This is a genomic window from Idiomarina sp. UBA3176, from assembly GCF_002364295.1.
GTDB classification, from domain to species: Bacteria; Pseudomonadota; Gammaproteobacteria; order Enterobacterales; family Alteromonadaceae; genus Idiomarina; species Idiomarina loihiensis.
Genome location: NZ_DEXU01000020.1, coordinates 1 through 20,297, shown reverse-complemented (window position 1 = coordinate 20,297; position 20,297 = coordinate 1). Strand labels below are relative to the sequence as shown.

Sequence of the window (20,297 nt, the reverse complement as noted above, 5' to 3'; positions counted from 1 at the left end):
ATGCGTTGCGATATTGAGGGCTGGCAACAGGACTTTATTGAGCGACTGGCGCGGGCAGACTTGCCTGCGCCGCAATCGCGGCACTCAAATTTAAACGACTCAGATCTATTCGCACTTTTTCACAGCCAGGTTCTGAGCCGCTTCATTGATATCGAATCGCGTCGCCTGCAACGCCAGGGCAAAAGCTTTTATACCATTGGTAGCGCGGGACACGAAGCTAACGCCGCAATTGCAGCGGCTTTACGGGTAACCGATCCGGCTTTTCTGCACTATCGCAGCGGCGCATTCTTTCTACAGCGTGCCAAGCAGTTAGAAGGCTCGAACTCGCTATATGACCTCATGCTGTCGTTTTGCGCCTCCAGTGAAGATCCTATTTCAGGCGGTCGCCACAAGGTTTTAGGCAGCCTGGCACTGAATATACCACCGCAAACTTCAACCATTGCTTCGCACTTGCCCAAAGCCATGGGTACCGCCTACGCCATTGGACTCAGTAAACGCTTAAAGCAAGCTGGCCAGTGGCCGGATGATGCCATTGTGCTTTGTAACTTTGGCGACGCCTCAGCAAACCACTCCACAGCCGTAGGGGCACTTAACGCCACCGGCTGGAGCGCTTATCAGGGCATACCGATGCCTATTCTCTATGTGTGTGAAGACAACGGCATTGGTATTTCTACCTCGACTCCCAGAGGATGGACGGCTCATCAGCTTCAGAATTACCCAGCAATACGCTACTACTATGCAGACGGCGCTAATGTCAGTGAAACTTACGCAGTAGCCCGTCAGGCAGCTGAGTATATCAGGCGTACGCGAAAGCCCGCTATTTTACATTTGAAGACTCAGCGCTTCTTTGGTCATGCCGGTGCCGATGCAGAAGTTGCCTATCGCAGCAATGAATCGATAGAACAAAGTTTTGAAACTGACGTGCTTTTGCAAAGTGCAGCGCAAGTCATTGAGCGGGGTCTTTGCACCGGCATTCAACTCTCGGAAAAAGCACAATGCTGGTTACAGCGCATTCGTCGGGTGGGCACTGAAGCCTCTGCCCGACCCAGGCTCGAATGCGCAGAGTCGGTCATGGCTTCCATTGTGCCAAAAACTCTGGCCGACGATACTCAGCCGCTAACCAGCACCCAGCAACAGGCGGTATTTGCGTTTGATAAGCGCAACTTTAAGAAGCCTCAACCCTTAGGCAAAATGATTAACTGGGCATTGCACGAAATATTGGCGCGATACCAGAACACCGTGGTATTTGGTGAAGATGTTGGCAAAAAAGGTGGGGTATACCACGTGACTCACCACTTGTTCGATCACTTTGGCGCAAATCGTGTGGTGAATACCTTACTGGACGAGCAAAGCATTCTTGGCTTAGCCATGGGCATGGCGCAGCAAGGCTTTCTGCCCATACCAGAAATACAGTTCCTGGCTTATGTACATAATGCCGAAGACCAAATTCGGGGCGAAGCCGCAACTCTGCCCTTTTTCTCTAATGGTCAGTACCACAACGGTATGGTCATTCGTATTGCCGGTCTGGCCTACCAGAAAGGCTTTGGCGGACATTTTCACAATGACAATTCCTTCGCCGTATTTCGTGATATTCCGGGCGTTATTGTGATGTGTCCATCAAACGGACACGACGCCGTGCTCATGATGAGACAAGCGGTTCAGCTTGCTCACTGCCAAAAACGCTTAGTGATTTTTCTGGAGCCTATTGCGCTTTATATGACCCGCGACTTGCTCGCAGAGGGCGATAAAGGCTGGCTGCATGAGTTTCCTAAAGCGACCGCGCCGTTACCGGCTCTCGGCGAACCCTCCAGTTATGGTGAAGGCAATGAGCTGGTTATTATCACCTATGGCAACGGTTATTACTTAAGTCGGCAGGCGTGCAGCGAACTCGCGCTTGAAAAGCGAATCCGCATTCTTGATTTGCGCTATTTAGTCCCACTGGATATTGAGAAAATTGTGGCGGCCGTTGGCTCTGCGAAACACATTCTGGTTGTCGACGAATGCCGTAACCGCGGTTCGTTAAGTGAAGAGCTGGTAACCGCTCTGTACGAACATCGGCGTGACTGGCAGCGTGTTGACCGCATTACCGCCAAAGACAGTTTTATTCCTCTGGGTTCAGCCGCTTATAAAGTTCTGCCTGGAAAAGAAGACATTCTTCAGTATTTACAGGAGCATTTAGGCCAATGAAACAAACTGCCGTTATCGTCTGCCCCGGTCGTGGTGGTTACAACAAACCTGAATTAGGCTCTATTACTGAACGCCATTTGTCACAGCAAAGCCAGCTCATCAATCAATTAGATAAAACCCGCGAAAACGAAGGTTTTATTAGCGTTTCGGAACTCGACCAGAAAAGTAAGTTCGATCACCGTTTGCATTTAAAGCCGGAGAACTCTGCAGCCTTAATTTTTGCTGCCGGTTACGCCGACTTTAAAGCCGTTGACACCGAGCAGTATGACATAGTGGCAGTGACCGGAAACTCTATGGGCTGGTATACCGCTCTGGCCTGTGCCGGTGTGTGGCAGCCGGAAAACGCAATGTCTATTGTCACCGACATGGCAAAGCGAACTGCCGCAGCCGACGGTGCGCAGCTTATTTACCCAATTATGAACGAGCAGTGGCAACCGGACAAAGCTCGTGAAAAGGCCGTCAGTCAACTGGTAGAACAACACGCCGGAGAGCTGTTTTTATCCATTCGTTACGGCGGCTATGTTCTGCTGGCGGGTACACAGAATGCGGTAACCACTGCCAGTAAAGCACTAGAGCCTGTTGATAACCGCTTTCCTATGATCTTACCCGGCCATGCGGCATTCCATTCACCGTTAATGAAAGAGGCGTCAGATCAGGCTCTTTCCGTGTGGGACAGCAGCCATTTCAGACAACCCGAACTGCCACTCATAGACGGCCGAGGTGTTATTTGGGAGCCGCCCGGCTGCCATTTGGATGCCCTGCAACGCTATACTTTTGGGCACCAGGTGACCGAGTATTACGACTACACCAAAGCCATTACAGTTGCCTTAAGAGAGTTCGCACCGGATAAATTATTACTGCTGGGGCCTGGCAACAGCCTGGGTGGCGCCACTGGACAGAGCCTGGTGGCAGCCAACTGGCGAAACCTTTCCAGTAAAGATGACTTTACCCAGCGACAAGAAAGTGAAGAAGCCCCGGTTATTAGCCTGGGGCTATAAATTCCCTAGTGAATACCTTTGCTGTTGAGATGTCCTTTATAAGCCATATCGCTTTTCATAATGTGGTTCATGAGCCAGGCTTTTACGAACTCCAATAGCTCATCAATCACGTCTTCGTGGCTATCAACCCGGTGTTTGAAGCGCATCACATCCTGCACTAAGTCGCGGTGCTTAAGCTTGTGGTTTTCTAAGTCAGGATAGCCGTTACGCTCCATTAGCAACTCTTCGTAGTTAAAGTGCGTAGCCGTGTAGTTAATTAACGAGTCCACCAGACGCTGTAACGCATGCTGATCACCATCGCGAAGCTTCAGGCGATACAGCTCATTAGCAATGTAAATTAGGCGCTGGTGCTGACGGTTAATTTCTTCAATGCCCACATCCAGCTTCGGCGACCATTCAATGAGTACGTCTTGTTCTGAAAGACGTCGCTCTATCACGTCTTTTTCAATGTAATAGCGGTCGCCCAGAGACTTAATTTCGCCGCCTAAAGTCGTTAATTGAGCTGAGCTTTCTAACGCTTCTTGCGAGCGTTCATCAACAATTCGTGCACTTTCAGAAAGTGAATTAATGTTTTCCTGAATATTTATGGTTACCGCAGACTGCTCTTCCGTTGTGGAGGCTATCTGAATATTCAGGTCGTTAATGACACCAACATTTTCGACAATGTCGGATAATGAACTTGCAGCCCGGTTCGCTTGTTCAACATTTTCGCCCGCCAGGGTTTTATTGCGCTCCATGGTTTGCACTGCATTGTTTGTGTTGGTCTCCAGCCGACCAATGACACTTTGTATTTCGCCAGTGGAAGCCTGTACCCGTTGTGCTAACTGTCTGACTTCATCAGCTACAACCGCAAAGCCCCGACCGGACTCACCGGCTCTGGCGGCTTCAATAGCAGCATTCAGCGCCAGCAAATTAGTCTGGTCGGCAATGTCATTAATGGTCAGTAATATTTTCGAGATAGACTGGCTATCTTCAGATAATGTTTTTATAACACGCTGAGATTCGGACACTTCTTGCTCAAGTCTCTGAATGGCAGTCACCATGGTATGAACAACCTGCTGCCCATTTTTGGCGGATATCAAGGTGTTATCAGCTTCTGTTGCGGCTTTCTGAGTTGACTCTGACACTTCACTTATCGCCGACGTCATTTGCTCGACTGCCGCAGCTGCGCTTTGCATTTGCGAAGCCTGAGCTCTTGCCCGTTCGGCCAGCTCTTTAATTGCCTGATAATTACCGTTACCCAGCCTGTCCATGCCGTCGCTCGACTTGCGTATAGCATCCACTGAGTAACTGGTCTCAATAGCGACCGAGTTCAGGTAATGAGTTATTTTCGACAGCTCATCATGCCCCTCTGTCGAGCTCAAACTATTTAGGTCGCCATTTGCCAGCTGTTTGGCCATTTTAATATTGGCAGACACCGCCCGGTAAATTCCTAAATATAAGCTGGTAAATAACAGTAACTGCAATAACAACACCCCGACAATCAAAGCCGCGTTGGTCCAAATCACCGTATCTAATTTTGTCAGGCGCTGTTCAAGTCTCGAGTGATAAGCCGGAATAACGCTGTCGTAAAAAGCAAATAACGCCCCTGTCGCGGCAGTTCCTTCACGGAAGAAGTCACTGGCCGACATATTGCGTTCCATTAGTTTGCTAGAAGCAGTTTCGCTAAATAATCTTAACTGCTGTTCGGCTGCCTTAGCCTGCATCAACAAGCCCTGGTCGTTAACTTCTTCGGATAAACTCTCGACAACGTCCACAAAGTCGGAAACCTGGTTTTCCAGCACGTAGCTTAAAATGGTGACATCCTGCTGTAGTTCGGGGCTTTCCTTTCCGCTTAACCATTGAGCTCCCAACCCCCTTAAGCGACCTCCCTGCTCAACTAACTGCGGCAGTTCTTCAACAGAAAGACGTGCTAAGAACAAGCTAGGCAAATCATTTTCCAACAGTTGTTGGGAGTTTTTGCCAAGCAGCTTTAACGCACTTTGGACCTTTTCCAAAAGCTCAGTATGCTGATGAAAAGTGTCCGTTGAACCGCTTAAGCCCTGCCATTTACGGCGCAGCTCCAGCAATAATGATTCTGGCAGCAAATGACTTTGGCCTGGTTTACTTTGGAGGTCATCCAGAGCACTAAAATGACGATTAATGGCTTGCACTGAACGGTTTATTTCACTGGAAAACTCTCGTTTTTGAGCTTCACTCCCAGTCATTCCCCGGTGCATGGCGATATGCTCTAAAAGCCCTCTTAATTCTGGCCAGTATTGAGCGGCTTCATGCTTTTGTTCAACCTGATGGCTTTTTTCCAGTGAGTCATTAACCATCAACGAACTCAATACAATAACCGGAATAAAGAGTAAAAAACCAATTAAGCTAAATTTTCGTCTAAAACTCAGTAAATTAAATAACTTTTGGACAGGGCGAGTTAACCAATCGAGCCACTTCATAACCACTCCACTACAGGCAGAATCTACAACCACAAACGGCTTATTCTGCTCATTCATCGGCATTAGTCACACATAATACAGTGTTGTTGGTTGCCAAGTGGCTTTTGCTTGATCGTGATCAATAAACCAGTAAACTTTCTAAAGTCATCTTGGTCATTTCGTTAAAAGCGGTCTGTCTTTCATTAGCCGACAAGCCATTGCCCGTTCTTATTTCATCAGAAACCGTCATAACGGCTAAAGCCTGTTTCTTATGAATCGCGGCTACCGCATAAAGAGCCGCTGCCTCCATATCTAGCGCCAGAACATTCATGGCTTCCAGCCGAGACTCCAGTTTTTTGTCCGGATGGTAGAAACTGTCAGTAGAAAATACATTGCCAACAGCTACACGCTGGTTCTTCTTCTGACAATAACCGACGAACTCACTTAACAATTTGTAATCTGCAATTGCTGCAAAGTCATAACCGCCAAACAGCTTTTGGTTCATTGAAGAGTCAGTACAGGCTCCCTGGGCAACGACCAGATCACGCAAATTAAGGTTTGCTGATACGGCACCGCAAGTGCCTACCCGCACTAAGCGCTCAACACCGAAATACTGAAACAGTTCCTGTGCATACAGCGCGCAGGAGGGCATCCCCATCCCGGATCCCATCACCGACACGGGTGTACCGCGAAATTGCCCGGTAAATGCCAGCATATTTCGGGTATCACTTATGAGTTCTGCACTGTCCAGATGTGTTTCAGCAATATGTCTTGCCCTTAACGGGTCACCAGGAAACAAGCAAAGTTCAGCAAAATCACCGGCTTTTGCCGAAATGTGTGGTGTGGTCATAGAAGTCGCCTTGTTATTTTTTCATCAAGATAGATGACAACTCAGAAATAATCGACTATATTTCGAATTATTCTAAATTAGATTATCAAGAAATAATATGATCGATGTTATTATGAAATTAGCAACAGGCTATCGCAGAAGCGTCGTTTGGACGTTGACGCTGATCACTATTGCTGCCGCTGCGTTCATCCCGTCTATTACCATTGATACCGATCCGGAGAACATGCTGCCGGATGACAACCCGCAGCGAGTTTTCCATAATGAGGTAAAAGAAACCTTCGCTATGCATGACATGATTGTCGTTGGCGTAGTGAATAAGAACACCGTCTACAACCAAAAGACTTTAACCGACCTGCATACCATGTCGAATTACGCGGAGTCACTGGACGGAGTTATCAGTGACGACCTGATGTCACTGGCGAATGTCGATAATATTACTCAGGAAGAGCCCGGCACCATTCGTTTTGAATGGATGATGAAACAACCGCCAGAAAGTAACGCGGAAGCGCAATACATCCAGAAACAAGTAAAAGACCTGCCATTGCTTTATAACACCATTGTGTCCGGCGACGACAAGTCTGCCGCTATTTATGTACCCATTGAGAGCAAAGACCAGAGCTATGCTCTGGCGGAGCAACTGCGTGAAAAAATTACCACTTTGGAAACCAGTGATGACTGGCACATTACCGGTTTACCCGTTGCTGAAGACCAGTTTGGCTATGAAATGTTTGTACAAATGGGCATTTCAGCGCCGCTAGCAGCAGCGGTAATTTTCGCTCTGCTTTGGTTTTTCTTCCGCAATGTGCGTTTCATAAGTGCAGCAATGATAGTCGCCATGTCGACAGTGCTTATTACCATGGGAACACTCATTGCTCTGGGGTTTACCGTACACATTATGTCGTCGATGATCGCTATTTTCCTGATGCCTATTGCGGTAGTCGACTCAGTGCACATTATGTCCGAGTTTTCGGACCGATACCGTGAAAAAGGTAATGCAAAAGACACCATAAAAGACGTGCTGAGGCACCTGTTTACACCCATGCTATTTACCTCAATAACCTCGTCTATTGGCTTTTACTCGCTGATGCTAACGCCAATTCCACCGGTGCAGGTGTTCGGCGCTTTCGTTGGCTCCGGAATTCTTTTGGCCTTCTTAATTACGGTGCTTTTCGTGCCTGCCTATATTTGCGCACTGAAACCATCAACGCTGGAAAGCTTTACTCAAGTGACTCATGACGAGCATAAACAAGGTTGGTTGCAAAAAATGGGGGCTACCGCGGCTAGCCACGCCAAATTGTGGATAGCCTTTTTCCTGGCCGTTCTGGCTTTTGCCTGGTTCGGTATTCAGCAAATAAACATTAACGACAACCCGGTGCGTTGGTTTAAACCTGACCACGAGGTTCGTATTGCTGACGAAGTATTAAACGACCACTTTGCCGGGACGTACAACGCGTATGTAGTGTTTGAAAACACCTTAGATGCCACCGAAAAAGCGCGGTCAGCAGTTCGTAATGCCTTGGGTAACGATGCTCTGTCTGAAGAATCGCGCGATGCTTTAAGCGCTCTGCTTGAGCAAGAGCAAGTGAACTTTAACCAGTGGATTATCGCTATTGATGATCTGCTCTTCAGCGTTGGTTCCGACCAATTAGAGCCGTTAGAGCGCTTAATGACAGAGCTCGAACAGCTGAATAGCGCCAGCAAAGCATTCCAAAGCCCGGAGTTACTGGCTTACATGAGCGAGATGCAAGCGTACTTGCAAACGACAGGCTTGGTGGGCAAATCCAACAGCCTGTCCGACGTGGTCAAGACGGTTAACCGTGAATTACGCTCGGGCGAAGAAAAAGACTACGAATTGCCGGACAATGCCAACGGCGTTGCGCAAACCCTGTTGCAGTATCAGTCATCGCACCGTCCTCAGGACCTCTGGCACTTTGTTACGCCGGACTACAAACGCAGCTTAATGTGGTTGCAGCTGACCAGCGGTGACAACCAGCACGTAACCCAGGTCGTCAAAGCTGTTGATAGCTATATTCAGGATAATCCTCTGCCTGCAAACATTGAAATGGACTGGGCCGGCAAAGCTTACCTGAACGTGGTTTGGCAGGAAGCCATGGTCGAAGGCATGCTCGACAGCTTAATCAGCGCCTTTGTGGTGGTGTTTATTATGATGGTGCTGCTGTTCCGCTCAGTGGTCTTCGGTGTACTGGCCATGTTACCGCTGAGTCTGACCATTGCCTTTATTTACGGACTTATCGGCTGGGTCGGTAAAGACTACGACATGCCCATTGCCGTGCTGTCATCGCTGACGCTTGGACTGTCGGTGGACTTTGCTATTCACTTCATTGAACGCACCCGCGCTACATTCAGGCAAACCGGAAACTGGAAAGACACTCTGGTAGTTATGTTTGATGAGCCCGCGCGAGCCATTTCCCGCAATGCCATTGTCATTGCCATTGGCTTTACGCCACTGCTGTTCGCACCTTTAGTGCCCTACATTACGGTTGGCGTGTTTTTAGCCAGTATTATGGCTATATCAGCCATAGTGACACTTATTATGCTTCCGGCGGTAATGACTGCCTTTAACCGCCTGATATTCCGTGGAGGTCAATCATGAAAACCCTATTGTTAACCGCTTTATCCGCCGCCGTTTTATTTGTTAGCAGCCAGGCCATTGGTGCTGAAAAAAGCGCGCGTGAAATTGTCGAGCAAGCCGAGTTAAATGCCTATTACTCTGGTGATGACGGCCGCAGCGCAGCGCGAATGATCATCATTGATAATCAGAGCCGCGAACAAATGCGTCAATTCACCATTTTGCGCAAAGACCAGGAGGACGGTGGAGTTCAGGACATGATGATATTCTTCTCACGCCCTGCCGATGTGCGTGACACTGTGTTTCGTGTCGTTAAACGAGTCAACGACGACGATGACCGCTGGCTTTATTTGCCTGATCTGGATTTAGTTAAACGCATATCAGCAGGCGACAAGCGTACGTCTTTTGTCGGTTCACACTTTTTCTATGAAGACGTTTCCGGTCGCGATACCGCTTTAGACAGCTATGAAATTCTGTCGGAGGACGATGAAAAGTACGTGCTAAAAGGCACACCTAAAGACCCTGACAAGGTTGAGTTTAGCTACTACAAAGTGGTCATTGATAAAGAGTACATGCTGCCAGTAGAAAGCACCTTCTATAACGACAGCGGCGAAGCTTATCGCAAAATGGAAGTACTAGAAATTGAAACGGTTCAAGGCTACCCAACAGTGACTCATTCACGAATATCGGATCTTGGAAATGGCGGTAAAACCGAAATGCAATTCCGCTTTATGCAATACGACATTGGCTTACCGGACAGTATTTTCAGTGAGCGCAGCTTACGTAACCCTCCGGCAGAATGGTTACAACTGAGAGACTAATTATGCCATACCGGAAAATTTTAGCGTTTACTGTTCTTTTCACTTTGGCTCAGGCCGCATCGGCACAGGACTCCTGGGGGGATGACGAATGGGAAAGTGACTGGGGAACGGAACAAGACCAGGGTATTGATGTCTATGGTTATGTTGAGGCGGCAATAGGCGGACGATTTGAATCCTCCCCCTATCACAAGCGTCTGTCTATTGCTGAGCCTCGACTACAGTTGGGTTTTGACGAACGCTGGCAAGATATTGCCTGGACAGCAAAAGCCGACGGCTGGTACGACGGCTTTGATGAAACCTGGCACGGTCAAATTCGCGAACTTAATGCTCAGTTTACGGTTTTCGATAACACCGATATAAAAGTTGGCCGTCAGGTACTCACCTGGGGCACCGGCGACTACTTATTCCTTAACGATCTGTTCCCTAAAGACTGGCAGTCCTTCTTTGTCGGACGTGACCAGGAATACTTGAAGGCGCCATCTGACGCACTGCGTATCACCAGCTACTTCGACTGGTTCAATCTCGACTTTGTCTGGTCTCCTGAGTTTGACCCCGACAATTACATTCGCGGTGAACGCATTTCTTATTTTAATCCGCTAACCCAGCAGTTAACCGGCGACGATCCGTCCATTCAGTTTGTTGAGCCCACGCGCGATGAGTACGCTTTGCGCTTGTTCCGTAATCACGAAGGTGTGGAATACGCCGTCTATGGTTACGACGGCTTTACCAAAAGCCCGGAGGCAGTGACTGACAACTTCCAACCCACCTTCGGCCGCTTAACTGTGGTTGGCGCCTCCGTTAGGATGCCTCTGGGACCAGGACTGGTGAATACCGAAGTCGCCAATTACAACCGTCATGATGCAGAAGATCATTGGCGCGCACTGGTTGGTTACGAGCAAGAATTATGGACGCGCTTTACCGGCGGCTTTCAGGCTTACGTAGAGAAAGGCGACAACCAAACACGCACCGTATTCACCACCCGTCTAACCTGGCGCGACGAGCGTGATGATCTGAATCTGTCGTTGTTTGCTTTTGTATCACCGAATCAAAGCGACGGCTATTTACGGCCGACTTTTGACTACCGCATTGACGATAACTGGTCATTAAGCGGCGGCTTCAACCTATTTTTCCGCGAACGTCCAGAGACCTTTTTTGGCCAGTTCACCGAAAACAACAACGCGTATCTGCGTATGCGGTATGCGTTTTAATAGAAAAACTAAGGAGTTCGATAATGAGTGTAGAAAGAGCTATAACCGCATTTGCAGGCTTTATGGTATTGTTATCGGTAGCTTTGACTTATTGGGTTCACCCCAACTGGGTATGGCTGACCGTATTTATTGGCGCCAATCTATTTCAACAATCTTTCACGGGTTTTTGTCCGGCAGGCATTTTTATGAAAAAAGCGTTAGGATTAAAAACAGAGCGTGAGTTAGAAAAATCAGGAAAATAACGACACCATGAGTGCAACTGAATCACAAGAGATGCATCAGGAAGAGGCGCAGAATGCAGCAAGCTTTCTGCGCTCTTTAGGTAACCCCCACCGTTTACAAATTTTATGCCGACTGGCTTTAGGTGAACAAAGTGTGGGTCAACTTCATCAGTTTTTTGACTTAAGCCCGTCAGCTTTTTCACAACATCTTGCGGTATTGCGTCAGCAGCAATTGGTCAGCATTCGTAAAGAGTCGCAAACCGTGTACTACTCCATAAAAGACCCGGATACCGAAGCTTTTATGACGTTATTGAAAGATAAATTCTGCCCTTCGCTTTAAGTGGTACTACTAAAGGGATGCTACCTTTTGTCGCATCCTAACCACCTAAAAAATAGAGAATAATAGCGACATTACCTTATTAAAGGACAATGTCGTATGAAAGCTATTTATCCTCTGGCAACTTGCTTACTCTTGCCAATTATCAGTTACGCTAACGAAACCACCGATATTCAGGAAAGAATTGTCATTATTGGCGAATCGATGCAGTCGCCCAGTGAATGGGTAGTCGATTCGAAACAACCCAGACAACCGCTGCCTGCTCACGATGCCGGTGATTTTTTAAAAAGCCTTGCTGGATTTAGTGCAACCCGCAAAGGCGGAGCCTCTGCTGACCCTTTATTCCGCGGCATGGGAGCAGGCAGACTGACCATAGTTAATGACGGGCAAATGCTGCAGGGTGGGTGTAGCAGCCGCATGGATCCGCCAACGGCGTACATAACCCCACAAAGTTATGACAGCGTGACGATTGTTAAGGGCCCACAAACCGTATTGTTCGCCGGTTCAGCAGCATCTATCCATTTTGAGCGAGAAGCAACATTCTTTGAAGTACCCGAGTTTACCGGTTACTTAAATGCCACCACAGCGCAGTACGGCCGCCTGAATACCACCGCTGATTTAACCTGGGGAGCGCAACCAGGCTATGTACGCGTGAACGCATCTGCCGCAACCGCCGATGACTACGAAGATGGCTCGGGTAATAGCATTAACAGCCAGTATGAACGCTGGAGTGGCGATGTTGACCTTGCCTGGACACCCTCACGGCAGCATCGTCTGATACTCAAGCTTGGCGTTAGCGATGGCGAGGCAGCCTACGCCGATCGCAGTATGGATGGGGTGCTCTTTGACCGTAAAAGCGTCGCGCTGAATTACCAATGGCAACCTGAGAACCGTTCGCTCGAAGAACTTTCTGTTAATACCTATTTCAATACCATTGACCACGTTATGGACAACTATTCTCTGCGCGAGTTTACCCCGTCGATGATGATGCCCAACCCAACCGCCAGTAACCCGGATAGATATTCCCGTGGTTTTAAAATTGCCTCCGAATGGCAGTTAACCCCTTCCGGGCAACTCAAAACTGGGCTTGAACATAATGAGTCGGCTCACCGTAACCGTTCCAGCAAAGATCAGTTGAACCAACCATTTGAAAGCCTTAACCGGGTTGATGACGCTTTTATTGAGCAAGATGGCATTTATGCAGAATACCGCCACTCTATAGATCAAGAATGGCAGTTAGTCAGCGGTTATCGGCTTGATCACTGGAAAATGACAGACAAGCGCACCGACATTCAACCTATGTCAGCTCCGGCTCAATCCAACCCCACGGCGAATGAAACACGCAGTGAGAACCTTCATAGCGGGTTTCTTCGTATAGAAAAACAGCTTAAAAATGGTTATTGGTATGCGGGTTGGGGTCAGGCGGAGCGGTTCCCGGACTACTGGGAGGCCATTGGTAACAGCCGCCAGTCACCAACGTCAGAATCGGCTTTTTACACCGACGCAGAGACCAACCAACAATGGGATATTGGTCTCGATATAAACACCGATAAATGGCGACTGGACGCGTCCATTTTCTACAGTCGGGTCGATGACTTTATTCTTTTGCAAAAAGGCATGATGATGCAGCCGGATACCGTCCGTAATATTAATGCCCGAACCTGGGGCGGGGAAACAACCTTAAGTTACCAACTGACCCAAGCCTGGTCGGTGTCATCAGCACTGGCCATAACCCGCGGAAGTAATAAAACCGATGATAACTATCTGCCGCAGCAACCTGCTGATGAACTGCGTATTGCCACTGATTACCGCCACAACGCACTGACTTACTCTTTGCTCTGGCGCCTGGTGGATAAACAAGAGCGCACAGCAGTGAATCAGGGCAATGTCATTGGCTATGATATCGGTAATAGCCCGGGTTATGGTGTTTTATCGGCAAATATCGACTGGAAAATTGATCCAAAGTGGCAGCTAAGTTTAGGAGTCGATAATATACTGGATAAAACCTATGCAGAGCACTTGAGTCGCTCCGCCGCCAGCATTTCCGGATACCAGCAAATTGACAAAGTTAATGAGCCGGGTCGTACTGTCTGGCTGCAGACCAACTACCACTTTTAAGCCCGATGCTGACATTACTGACCTATAAATTTATTACTCATAGAGCCTGGCCATTGTGCTTAGCCTTATGTCTGGACATAGTACTGGGCAACCTCTGGGTTGCCTTTAATGGTGGTATCAGTAATCCGTTCACTTCGTTATTACTGATATTTATCGTCATCGCGTTTTTATTGTTACCACCAACTTTTGCTTTGATTGTGGTGTTGATAAGCATTCTGGGGCAGGTTGCGCAAATAGGCTTACCTTCACTTTTGCCCGGACAGCAAAGTCACACCGCCCATGCCTTAAGCGACGAGATGCTGAAACACGCCATGGGTATGGTCAGCGGTTTTGTGATTGCAGCGGCTATTATTGCTTTATCAATGTACTACCTAAAGCGGCAATGGTTTCAGTCAGAAAAAGCATTACAGAATGCACGTGAACGCCAGCTGCGCGACGAACAGCTTTTGACCATAGGTGCAGCCGCAGCTCAGTTAACTCATGACGTTGCCACTCCTGTGCAGTCGTTACGGTTACTCAACGAAGAACTTCAGGAATGCGATATTGAGCTGTCACTAAAACAAGAGTTTAGTGAGCACCTGGGCAAAGTTGAAGCAAGCCTTGAACAATGGCGGGACGCAGCTGAGGACGTGCGCACCAGGCGCCAGCACAATTACACTATCGGGGAAATTATTACTCAGTTACGTCAGCTTCTGCGAATTGCCCGACCCGATGCTCAGGTCAACTGGCAATGCCCCGAACGCTTTAAAACCGCCATTATTAGCGCCGACCGCACCCTGTTCCCAGCTATCGCTAACCTGGTCATTAATGCTATTAGCGCTGGCGAGCGCAGTCATCAGTTGGTCGTATCCGTGCAACTCAACCTGACGTTAGTTGATGCGAATCCTCAGCTCACCATCCACATTCTCGATAATGGTGATGGGTTAAGCCAGGCGCAACAACGAAAAATAGGCAAATCAATGACCTTAAGTGAAAATGGTATGGGTATTGGCGCGGTTATCAGCCATGCCACACTTGAACGGCTTGGTGGTCAGGTCAGCTGGCAATCCACTTCCGAGGGCACGCTCACGTTGGTTCTTTTACCGGTAACAGCCTATGAATAAATTCCGGCTGCTTATTATTGATGACGATGAGGGTTTCTGCGGCATTTTGCAACGGCGTCTGGAGCATCATGGTGTTTTGGTGCAAATGGCACACTCGGGTCATCAGGCACTAGCGCTAGAAGGTCATTTTGACGGTATTCTGCTGGATATGATGCTGGGCGACGACAATGGATTGGCACTTATTCAACCACTCAAAGAACGCTACTCTCCCTGTCACTTAGTGGTACTAACCGGCTACGCGAGTATTGCAACAACCGTAGAGGCGATGAAGCGCGGCGCAACGGACTACCTAACGAAACCCGTGGGTACCAGTGAATTACTACGTCGCTTTACTAATGAGAAACTGGAGTTAGAAGACGCTTCGGTAAACCGTTTAACGCCAACTCAAATTGAGTGGGAGCATATTCAAAGAGTGCTTACCGATAATCAGGGGAATGTTTCTAAGACAGCACGAGAACTGGGAATGCATCGGCGTACGTTACAGCGCAAATTGTCGAAACGCTCGCCACATTAAAAATGCGCCGCCCGGGGACGAGCGGCGCAAAGGCTTTAGAAGTTATAGCGAACACCGGCCATAGCAACGTAAGGGTCGATATCAACATCAACACTTTCAATGGTATTACCGTTCACACGAACATCACCCGTGGTATCGATATCCATGCGGCTGACCATGAAGTGAAGACCCCAGTTTTCACTCAAATCGACATTTACACCAGCTTGCAGAGCATAGCCCCAGCTGTTTTTCAGCGCTAAAGAGACATCGTCATTGTCGGTAACAACACCCAGGTCGCCTAACGTTGAGCGCAACTGCGGGTCGACTTGCTCATCAAAGAAAGCTGTGTAGTTAACACCAATACCGACGAAAGGTTTAAACATTTCACTGTCGATATCAAAATGATATTGCGCCAGCAAGGTTGGTGGCAAATGCTTGGTTTTACCTATTTTCAGCCCAGCCAACGAACCTGTTGCCGTAATATCATGGCTGAACGGTGTTGCTGCAACCAGTTCAAGCGTCCAGTTTTCAGTTAACTTATAATCAAAAGTTAAACCTAACTGAGTATTCGTGTTTACACCAACGCCAGTACTGTTCTCTGGTAAACCAGCTACTGACTCAACAACGTTCAAGTGACTACTGCTGTCATCAGGCATGACAGAGATGGCACCAACGTTGATAGAAAAATCATTTGCTAATGCAGAAGTGCTTAGCAAGCCTAACAATACACCGCACGATAATGCTTTAAGCTTCATGGGGAACTCCTTGTTAATGAAGACCCCTGAAGTTTATAAGGTTTACTGAATAACCGAGTTGATCTGCATCAACCTAGTGTTCGGCATTATGGTAAATGTTTTGAACGTCATCCAAATCGTTCAGCATATCCATCAAACGTTCAAACATTGGTAAATCATCTTCAGCTATACTGGTCGTTACCTGAGGTAAAAACTGAATTTCGTCGGCTTCAAAATCAATATCAGGAAACGCATGAGTTAAGGCCTGACGGGCTGCCGCGTACTCGGTATTTGGCGCAAATACGGTAACCAGACCATCTTCGAATTCGACGTCGGTAACATCAACATCAGCTTCCATCATGGCTTCCAGCACTTCGTCTTCATTGTCATGCCGGAAGGCAAAAATCGCACAGTGATCAAACGAATGCGCAACACTGCCCTGAGCGCCAATTTTTGATTTACTTTTGGTAAAGCAGTTCCGGACATCGCCAAAGGTACGGTTCGGGTTATCGGTTAAACACTCGACGATAACCATACAGTTGCTGGGTCCGTAACCTTCGTAACGCGCCGGAGAAAAGTCCTCTCCTGCTCCGCCCTGCGCCTTGTCTATTGCTTTTTCAATAACGTGAGCAGGAACCTGATCTTTTTTCGCCCGATCTATTAAGCCTCGAAGCGCGAGGTTGCCATCAGGATCTCCACCACCTTGCTTGGCGCAAACGTAAATTTCACGGCCATAACGGCTATAGACTTTGCTCTTTGCATTCGCCGTTTTAGCAATTGAATCTTTTCGGTTTTGATAGGCGCGACCCATTCTGAATTTCTCACTGGTTAATTAAAGACCCAAAGATTTTACACAGGCAGCTGTTACGGGTCGAGTACTAGCAGAAATAAGTACCGGCTTAATTGCAGATTATTGATATAGCCAAGCTGTCTACCATAGAAGATTTTGATTCTTCAGTTAATGCTACATGGCAACGTAAACTTAGCGGCAGAAACAAACTGTTGAGTCAATTATGCAAAGCCCGATACCTGTATTATCCATGCGAAAACTTTATCTCAGTGCCTCTGATCGCCAGCAATTCATTGCTGACCTTGGTAGAGCTGCGCGTGATGTTGGCTTCTTCTACCTGGAAGACCACGGTATTTCACTGGCAGAGCAGGTTAAGGTACTGGATACCGCTAAAAGCTTTTTTGCACTCAGTGATGCAGAAAAGAAACAGGTGCAGATGATTCATTCACCGCATTTTCGTGGCTACTCAGCAAACTATTCCGAGTTAACAGCAGGCCGGCGGGATCGTCGTGAACAATTTGATATCATGGACGAACTGCCTGCTCAGGCTGCGTCCGCTATACGTCATGAGTGGCAAAAACTCATAGGACCCAACCAGTGGCCACGGCAATTGCCTGCCATGAAAACCCAGTTGTTGTCCTGGCAGGACAAGCTAACCGAAGTGTCTCTGCAGCTTTTAGAGGCGTTATGCGAAAGTCTCGATCAACCTGCTGACGCATTGGCTGAAACCATCAGCAACGGCCCTTACCGCCATACTAAGCTTATTAAATACCCCGGTAGCCCAGAAGGCTCTGGTCAGGGTGTTGGAGCGCATAAAGACCCGGGCTACCTCACCCTGGTTCTGCAGGACGAAAACAGCGGGCTGGAAGTGGAGTACGAGCAACAATGGTACAAGGTGGCTCCGCGTCCCGGTGCCTTTGTGGTGAACATTGGCGAATTACTGGAGCTGGCTTCTAATGGTTATTTAAAAGCGACGAACCATCGTGTTACCAGCCCTAAAGCGGGGGTTACCCGTTATTCATCGGCATTTTTCATGGCTGCTCAGCTTAATGCTTCGGTTCCTGTGTTAAAACTCCCTTCTCATTTAGCAAAACACGCTAAGGGGCCAACCAGCGATCCGGGCAACCCTTTGCTGCATAACGTTGGCGAAAACGTGATGAAAGGCAGAAAGCGCTCCCACCCGGACGTATCAGCGCGTTTTTACGCGCCAGAAGAAAAATGCAGCTCCTGTTAATTAATTTTTACTATAAAAATATAACAAAACGATATAAGTAAAGTTGTGTAAATCACTCGTCATTTTTAAAAATGACGTCAACTTGCGTGAGCGCTGACTTTCAAGACGTTAACATGGGGTAACAACCCCTCAAATATTATAGCATTAATTATATTTCCACACTCTTGGCAAGGTTTACTTCTCGAGCATTCTCTACAGAATCTACTTATGTAACATAACGTTACGTATCTAGTGATGCTGTTTATCACTAATTTTAAATTCACAGAAAAACAACAAAGAGAATCTTATGATGACAAAAAATAAACAGCATAAGACGTTAATTGCTATCGCACTGTCAGGCTTGTTAGCTGGCACCAGCGTAGCAGCTGAAACCTTATCGCAGAACGGATCTGATAACGGCAACAATGGCGCAAAGCCATCACTGAAAGAGCGGTCAAATGGACCAGCAACCAGCTTTATCGTAAAGCTCAAGGATGGCTCTCAAGTTGTGCAACAAATGCAACAACAGTCGTCAGAACACCCTTCATCAAATGCTGCGGCTGTCGCCCAACAGATGCGTGGTTTTACATCGGTGCTTTCTAAGCGCACCGGCAAAAGTGTCGCCTTTGAGCGTTCAATGGCTCTGCAACAACATTTCGTAGTAAAAGCACAAGGCCGACTGAGCCCCGAAGAAACGAAAGAATACCTTCAGTCACTTAAAGCAGATAGCGACGTTGAATTCGTAGAGGAAAATAAAATCCTCCGTCACTTTGCCACACCAAACGACCCTAACTATGACGACCAGTGGCATTATTATGAAAGCGTTGGTGGACTGAATGTCCCAACAGCGTGGGACTCAGTCGACGGCAGCGGCGTCGTTGTAGCCGTACTCGATACCGGTTATCGCCCACACTCTGATCTGGCCGGTAATATTTTACCCGGTTATGACATGATTTCAGATAGCTTTATCGCTAATGACGGCGACGGCCGTGACAGCGACGCACAAGATCCGGGCGACTGGGTCAGTGCCGGAGCATGTGGTAATGGCTACCCGGCTCAGGATCAAGACTCGAGCTGGCATGGCACTCACGTTGCCGGAACCATTGCCGCTGAAACAAATAATTCCAGCGGTGTTGCTGGCGTTGCTTATGGCGCCCAAATTGTACCCGTGCGTGTTCTGGGTCGCTGCGGCGGAACCACAGCCGATATTGCGGACGGTATTGTTTGGGCATCAGGAGGTTCAGTTCCGGGAACAAGCCCTAACGCTAACCCGGCCGATGTCTTAAACATGAGCCTGGGTGGCAGCGGTACTTGCTCGACTGCAACACAGAACGCGATCAACACCGCTCGCAATAATGGAGCGACAGTAGTCGTGGCTTCCGGTAACAGCAACGACAATTCAACCAACTACAACCCGGGCAACTGTAACGGTGTTGTTAACGTAGCCTCTACTGATCGTAACGGTGATCGTGCTTACTACTCAAACTACGGTTCGAATGTCGATGTTGCGGCACCAGGTGGTGCAATGCAAAGCGCTAACGACCCTAATGGTGTGCTATCTACTTACAACACAGGCACTTCAACACCAGGCTCTGATAGCTACGGCTACAGCCAGGGTACGTCAATGGCAGCACCTCACGTAGCAGGCGCGGCCGCTTTAATTAAAGCAGCTGATCCTGCAGCAACACCAGATGACATTGAACAGATTCTGCGTAACTCAGCCCGCTCTTTCCCGGGTAGTTGCAACGGTTGTGGTACTGGTATCGTCGATGCCGCGGCTGCCGTAACACTGGCTTCCGGTGGCGGAAACGGCGGTGACAACGGCGGCGACGACGGCTCATCTGGCGGCGGTGGCACTGTTGATAACTTATCAGCGTCAACTAATGAGTGGAATCGCTTCTATCTCGATGTTCCAGCTGGCATGTCAACATTAACAGTCACTATTACTGGTGGCAGTGGCGATGCGGATCTTTATCTGCGTCAGGGCAGTGAACCGACTCAGTCAAGCTGGGACTGCCGTCCTTATAATGCAGGAAATGAAGAAGTCTGCACTATCGACAACCCTCAGGAAGGCCGCTGGCACATTGGTGTCTTTGCCTACAGCGCATATTCAGGCGTCGATCTTGAAGCGCGCTATGAACCTTAAATAGCCAATACGCATAATTACGCATAAAAAAGGGCACCAATTGGTGTAATGCTTGTCAGTTAAGCTAA

At 48.2% G+C, this 20,297-nt stretch carries 16 protein-coding genes; 12 read left to right on the top strand and 4 right to left on the bottom strand.

All coding sequences use genetic code 11. The annotated features are described in order from the left end of the window. Together B2U97_RS08080 and B2U97_RS08075 are read left to right on the top strand one after the other, a co-directional pair. Entirely contained in the window at positions 1 to 2,187 is a 2,187-nt protein-coding gene (locus tag B2U97_RS08080) for a thiamine pyrophosphate-dependent enzyme (protein ID WP_272988392.1), read from the top strand. Beyond that, positions 2,184 to 3,185, top strand: a complete 1,002-nt coding sequence (locus B2U97_RS08075; RefSeq protein ID WP_272988394.1) for a malonyl CoA-ACP transacylase — start codon at positions 2,184 to 2,186, stop codon at positions 3,183 to 3,185. Before B2U97_RS08080 ends, B2U97_RS08075 begins: the two co-directional genes overlap by 4 nt. A 5-nt stretch (positions 3,186 to 3,190) precedes the next feature. On the opposite strand, the gene B2U97_RS08070 is transcribed toward B2U97_RS08075, so the two are convergent. Beyond that, positions 3,191 to 5,626 carry a bacteriohemerythrin gene (locus tag B2U97_RS08070; RefSeq protein ID WP_231378612.1) on the bottom strand — a complete coding sequence of 812 codons (2,436 nt, stop codon included), beginning with the start codon at positions 5,624 to 5,626 and terminating at the stop codon, positions 3,191 to 3,193. A gap of 118 nt (positions 5,627 to 5,744) precedes the next feature. Next, positions 5,745 to 6,455, bottom strand: a complete 711-nt coding sequence (deoD, locus tag B2U97_RS08065; protein ID WP_286824163.1) for a purine-nucleoside phosphorylase — start codon at positions 6,453 to 6,455, stop codon at positions 5,745 to 5,747. A 97-nt stretch (positions 6,456 to 6,552) separates the two neighbouring features. Between deoD and B2U97_RS08060 the strand changes: the two genes are divergently transcribed. The 8 genes from B2U97_RS08060 to B2U97_RS08025 all read left to right on the top strand — a co-directional run bounded on the left by B2U97_RS08060 (position 6,553) and on the right by B2U97_RS08025 (position 15,367). Continuing rightward, complete coding sequence (locus B2U97_RS08060; protein ID WP_286824165.1) at positions 6,553 to 9,069, top strand: efflux RND transporter permease subunit; 2,517 nt, start codon at positions 6,553 to 6,555, stop codon at positions 9,067 to 9,069. After that, a complete protein-coding gene (locus B2U97_RS08055; protein ID WP_286824167.1) occupies positions 9,066 to 9,866 on the top strand; it encodes an outer membrane lipoprotein-sorting protein in 801 nt (266 codons plus the stop codon). The genes B2U97_RS08060 and B2U97_RS08055 overlap by 4 nt, the downstream gene beginning before the upstream one ends. Positions 9,867 to 9,868: 2 nt before the next feature. Then, complete coding sequence (locus B2U97_RS08050) at positions 9,869 to 11,074, top strand: hypothetical protein (protein WP_286824168.1); 1,206 nt, start codon at positions 9,869 to 9,871, stop codon at positions 11,072 to 11,074. A gap of 23 nt (positions 11,075 to 11,097) precedes the next feature. Next, positions 11,098 to 11,316, top strand: a complete 219-nt coding sequence (locus B2U97_RS08045; protein WP_153849448.1) for a YgaP family membrane protein — start codon at positions 11,098 to 11,100, stop codon at positions 11,314 to 11,316. A gap of 7 nt (positions 11,317 to 11,323) precedes the next feature. Further along, positions 11,324 to 11,635, top strand: coding sequence for an ArsR/SmtB family transcription factor (locus B2U97_RS08040; protein ID WP_011233432.1), 312 nt, complete (start codon positions 11,324 to 11,326; stop codon positions 11,633 to 11,635). A 96-nt stretch (positions 11,636 to 11,731) separates the two neighbouring features. Then, the gene (locus B2U97_RS08035) at positions 11,732 to 13,750 is read left to right on the top strand and encodes a TonB-dependent copper receptor (RefSeq protein ID WP_286824170.1); all 2,019 of its coding nucleotides are present in this window, start codon (positions 11,732 to 11,734) and stop codon (positions 13,748 to 13,750) included. Between the two features lie 5 nt (positions 13,751 to 13,755). After that, positions 13,756 to 14,853: a sensor histidine kinase gene (locus B2U97_RS08030; RefSeq protein ID WP_243734837.1), complete on the top strand. Its 1,098-nt coding sequence runs from the start codon at positions 13,756 to 13,758 to the stop codon at positions 14,851 to 14,853. After that, on the top strand, positions 14,846 to 15,367 hold the full coding sequence (locus B2U97_RS08025) for a response regulator transcription factor (protein ID WP_110012978.1): 522 nt from the start codon (positions 14,846 to 14,848) through the stop codon (positions 15,365 to 15,367). The genes B2U97_RS08030 and B2U97_RS08025 overlap by 8 nt, the downstream gene beginning before the upstream one ends. 35 nt (positions 15,368 to 15,402) lie before the next feature. On the opposite strand, the gene B2U97_RS08020 is transcribed toward B2U97_RS08025, so the two are convergent. Further along, positions 15,403 to 16,101 (bottom strand): OmpW/AlkL family protein, encoded by a 699-nt coding sequence (locus B2U97_RS08020; RefSeq protein WP_011233428.1) that lies wholly within the window; start codon positions 16,099 to 16,101, stop codon positions 15,403 to 15,405. Positions 16,102 to 16,174: 73 nt separating this feature from the next. Continuing rightward, positions 16,175 to 16,891, bottom strand: a complete 717-nt coding sequence (locus tag B2U97_RS08015) for a YebC/PmpR family DNA-binding transcriptional regulator (protein ID WP_011233427.1) — start codon at positions 16,889 to 16,891, stop codon at positions 16,175 to 16,177. A gap of 202 nt (positions 16,892 to 17,093) precedes the next feature. Between B2U97_RS08015 and B2U97_RS08010 the strand changes: the two genes are divergently transcribed. Next, positions 17,094 to 18,104: an isopenicillin N synthase family dioxygenase gene (locus tag B2U97_RS08010; RefSeq protein ID WP_286824174.1), complete on the top strand. Its 1,011-nt coding sequence runs from the start codon at positions 17,094 to 17,096 to the stop codon at positions 18,102 to 18,104. Positions 18,105 to 18,390: 286 nt separating this feature from the next. Continuing rightward, positions 18,391 to 20,229 (top strand): S8 family peptidase, encoded by a 1,839-nt coding sequence (locus tag B2U97_RS08005; RefSeq protein ID WP_286824176.1) that lies wholly within the window; start codon positions 18,391 to 18,393, stop codon positions 20,227 to 20,229. The last annotated feature ends 68 nt before the right edge of the window (positions 20,230 to 20,297 follow it).

Excerpts from the sequence above, each read along its gene's own strand:
- B2U97_RS08015 (WP_011233427.1), bottom strand. The coding sequence starts at position 16,891 with ATGGGTCGCGCCTATCAAAACCGAAAAGATTCAATTGCTAAAACGGCG.
- B2U97_RS08010 (WP_286824174.1), top strand. The coding sequence starts at position 17,094 with ATGCAAAGCCCGATACCTGTATTATCCATGCGAAAACTTTATCTCAGT.
- deoD (WP_286824163.1), bottom strand. The coding sequence starts at position 6,455 with ATGACCACACCACACATTTCGGCAAAAGCCGGTGATTTTGCTGAACTT.
- B2U97_RS08030 (WP_243734837.1), top strand. The coding sequence starts at position 13,756 with ATGCTGACATTACTGACCTATAAATTTATTACTCATAGAGCCTGGCCA.
- B2U97_RS08035 (WP_286824170.1), top strand. The coding sequence starts at position 11,732 with ATGAAAGCTATTTATCCTCTGGCAACTTGCTTACTCTTGCCAATTATC.
- B2U97_RS08020 (WP_011233428.1), bottom strand. The coding sequence starts at position 16,101 with ATGAAGCTTAAAGCATTATCGTGCGGTGTATTGTTAGGCTTGCTAAGC.
- B2U97_RS08060 (WP_286824165.1), top strand. The coding sequence starts at position 6,553 with ATGATCGATGTTATTATGAAATTAGCAACAGGCTATCGCAGAAGCGTC.
- B2U97_RS08080 (WP_272988392.1), top strand. The coding sequence starts at position 1 with ATGCGTTGCGATATTGAGGGCTGGCAACAGGACTTTATTGAGCGACTG.
- B2U97_RS08070 (WP_231378612.1), bottom strand. The coding sequence starts at position 5,626 with ATGAAGTGGCTCGATTGGTTAACTCGCCCTGTCCAAAAGTTATTTAAT.
- B2U97_RS08045 (WP_153849448.1), top strand. The coding sequence starts at position 11,098 with ATGAGTGTAGAAAGAGCTATAACCGCATTTGCAGGCTTTATGGTATTG.
- B2U97_RS08050 (WP_286824168.1), top strand. The coding sequence starts at position 9,869 with ATGCCATACCGGAAAATTTTAGCGTTTACTGTTCTTTTCACTTTGGCT.
- B2U97_RS08040 (WP_011233432.1), top strand. The coding sequence starts at position 11,324 with ATGAGTGCAACTGAATCACAAGAGATGCATCAGGAAGAGGCGCAGAAT.
- B2U97_RS08055 (WP_286824167.1), top strand. The coding sequence starts at position 9,066 with ATGAAAACCCTATTGTTAACCGCTTTATCCGCCGCCGTTTTATTTGTT.
- B2U97_RS08005 (WP_286824176.1), top strand. The coding sequence starts at position 18,391 with ATGATGACAAAAAATAAACAGCATAAGACGTTAATTGCTATCGCACTG.
- B2U97_RS08075 (WP_272988394.1), top strand. The coding sequence starts at position 2,184 with ATGAAACAAACTGCCGTTATCGTCTGCCCCGGTCGTGGTGGTTACAAC.
- B2U97_RS08025 (WP_110012978.1), top strand. The coding sequence starts at position 14,846 with ATGAATAAATTCCGGCTGCTTATTATTGATGACGATGAGGGTTTCTGC.